Source organism: Streptosporangium sp. NPDC003464 (assembly GCF_053588315.1).
In genome coordinates this window covers 1-2,013 of sequence record NZ_JBSFPS010000525.1, presented here as the reverse complement: position 1 = coordinate 2,013, position 2,013 = coordinate 1, and the positions used below count along the sequence as shown (strand labels likewise).

Here is a 2,013-nt window from a genome sequence, read left to right as displayed (position 1 = left end):
CTCGGTAGGCTGTGCCCGTGGCGGGGATCGTTGAGCGGCTGGTGCCCGATGAGCTGTGGGAGTTGTTCCAGCGGGTGGTGCCGGAGGCTCCTTCGCGGCCTCAGGGTGGTGGCCGGCGTCGGCATGGCGATCGGGAGGTGCTGGCGGCGATCGTGTTCGTAGCCACCTCCGGGTGCACCTGGCAGCAGTTGCCTGCCGCATCATTCGGGCCTTCCCGGGCCACGGCTCACCGCCGGTTCGCCGAGTGGTCGAAGGCCAGGGTGTGGGCCAAGCTGCACCGCCTGGTCCTCGACGAGCTCGGCTCTCGGGGCGAGCTGGACTGGTCGAGGTGCGCGATCGACTCGGTCAGCGTGCGGGCGATGAAAAGGGGGAGCTGACGGGTCCGAATCCTGTCGACCGGGGCAAGTACGGGTCGAAGATCCATCTGATCACTGAGCGGACCGGTCTGCCCATTTCCGTCGGGATCTCCGGCGCCAACCTCCACGACAGTCAGGCCCTGATCCCGCTGGTGAAGGGCATACCCCCGATCCGTTCACGCCGCGGCCGGCGCCGGCGCAAGCCCGGCAAGCTTCACGCCGACAAGTGCTACGACTACCGCCACCTGCGGCAATGGCTCTCCGGCCGAGGCATCCGTCACCGCATCGCCCGTAAAGGCATCGAGAGTTCCCAGCGACTCGGACGACACCGATGGACCATCGAGCGAACCATGTCCTGGCTCGCCGGCTGCCGACGACTCCACCGACGCTACGAACGCAAGGCCGAGCACTTCCTCGCCTTCACCAGCATCGCCTGCACCCTGATCTGCTACCGCAGACTCAACTCACCAAATGAGGTGACTCCTGCCGTAAGGGTTGTCTCGTGACTCCGACGGCCTTGGCTTCGACTGTGATCGGAAAGCTTGGTCAGGCATCACTGGGACCGGGAGCCCAGCCGGCGTGCTGGGCCCAGGCGTCAGCGCGCCGGATGATGTCCCATACGAAGGCATCTTTTGCTTGGACGTAGGCGGGACGGTCGTTGCGGAATTTGGCTGCGCAGTGCTTCTTGGCTGCCGCGTACTCGTTCGCGGCAGCCGTGTGGCACCGGAGGTAGTCGCGAAACAGTAGTGGGAACTGCTGTGAGAAGCTGCCCATTTGCCGCACGTGCACGTGGGTCCGGTGCTGACCTGGAGGTTCCCGGAAGTATCGTTTGGTCCGTTCGGGATTGTCCGCCCGGTACACGAGCCCCATCTCTGTCAGCGGGCGCAGGAATGCATCCGTCGCTTCCAGCGATGCCACTGAGATCTGGATGTCAATCACCGGCTTGGCCGCCAGTCCTGGCACCGAGGTGGACCCGATGTGGTCGATACGAGCCACAGCATCACCGAGGGCGACACGTAGGCACGTGCCCCACTTGGCGAACATGGCTGGCCACGCAGGGTCGTAAGGCATGATCTCGACTGGCTCTCCCATGCTGAGAAGTGTTGCAGGGCTTGCCGCAACCGTGATGTGCGGCTGCCGCCGCCTGCACCGCCGCTACGAGCGCAAGGCCGAGCACTTCCGGCTTTCGCCGGGATCGCAGCCGCTCTCATCTGCTATCGCAGGCTGGTGGCCTGACGGGCAGCGCCCGGAAATGGGACGATCCACAGCGTGATCGGATGGATGCGCCACACCCCGCGCTGGGCGGTCATTTCGGTCTGCGTAATCGCGGCCGTGCTGCTCTTCGTCGGCGCTTCCGCGCATGTAGCCGACCTTCTCAGCCACGGTCTGCACCCCTACGCCTGGGCACCGAGCTGGCTCAACCTCTACTGGTCGTCGCTGGCGCTCTTTGACACGCTCGCCGCTGTGTTCCTGATCAGGGGCGAGCGCCGAGGAACCGACCTCGCGTGCGCCATCATGGCGACCGACCTCGCCGCCAACTGGTACGCGGTCTACGGCATCCAGCACAGCAGCTTCGCCGCCCAGCCTGGCCTTCAACGACTGACCGTCTTCGCCGCACTCGTCCTGGGAACGGCACCATTTATCCGACGACACCTCA

At 65.5% G+C, this 2,013-nt stretch carries 3 protein-coding genes and 1 pseudogene; 3 read left to right on the top strand and 1 reads right to left on the bottom strand.

Annotation, left to right across the window (positions count from 1 at the left end):
* The first annotated feature begins 26 nt into the window (after nucleotides 1-26).
* A protein-coding gene (locus ACWDS7_RS48155) for an IS5 family transposase (RefSeq protein ID WP_451934779.1) occupies nucleotides 27-862 on the top strand; the annotation gives its coding sequence in 2 pieces (ribosomal slippage) (nucleotides 27-362 and nucleotides 365-862; 834 coding nt in all).
* A gap of 40 nt (nucleotides 863-902) precedes the next feature.
* Here the strand turns inward: ACWDS7_RS48155 and ACWDS7_RS48150 are convergent.
* Nucleotides 903-1,448, bottom strand: a complete 546-nt coding sequence (locus tag ACWDS7_RS48150) for a GrpB family protein (RefSeq protein WP_451934778.1) — start codon at nucleotides 1,446-1,448, stop codon at nucleotides 903-905.
* Between the two features lie 34 nt (nucleotides 1,449-1,482).
* Here ACWDS7_RS48150 and ACWDS7_RS48145 point away from each other — a divergent pair.
* Together ACWDS7_RS48145 and ACWDS7_RS48140 are read left to right on the top strand one after the other, a co-directional pair.
* Nucleotides 1,483-1,592: pseudogene (locus ACWDS7_RS48145) on the top strand (IS5/IS1182 family transposase); the annotation flags it as partial.
* A gap of 33 nt (nucleotides 1,593-1,625) precedes the next feature.
* Nucleotides 1,626-2,013 (top strand): hypothetical protein (locus tag ACWDS7_RS48140; RefSeq protein ID WP_451934777.1); only part of this gene is annotated, 388 nt, incomplete at its 3' end.

What these genes read in the sequence shown, in the direction of transcription:
- ACWDS7_RS48150 (WP_451934778.1), bottom strand. Translation starts at nt 1,448, where the DNA reads ATGGGAGAGCCAGTCGAGATCATGCCTTACGACCCTGCGTGGCCAGCC.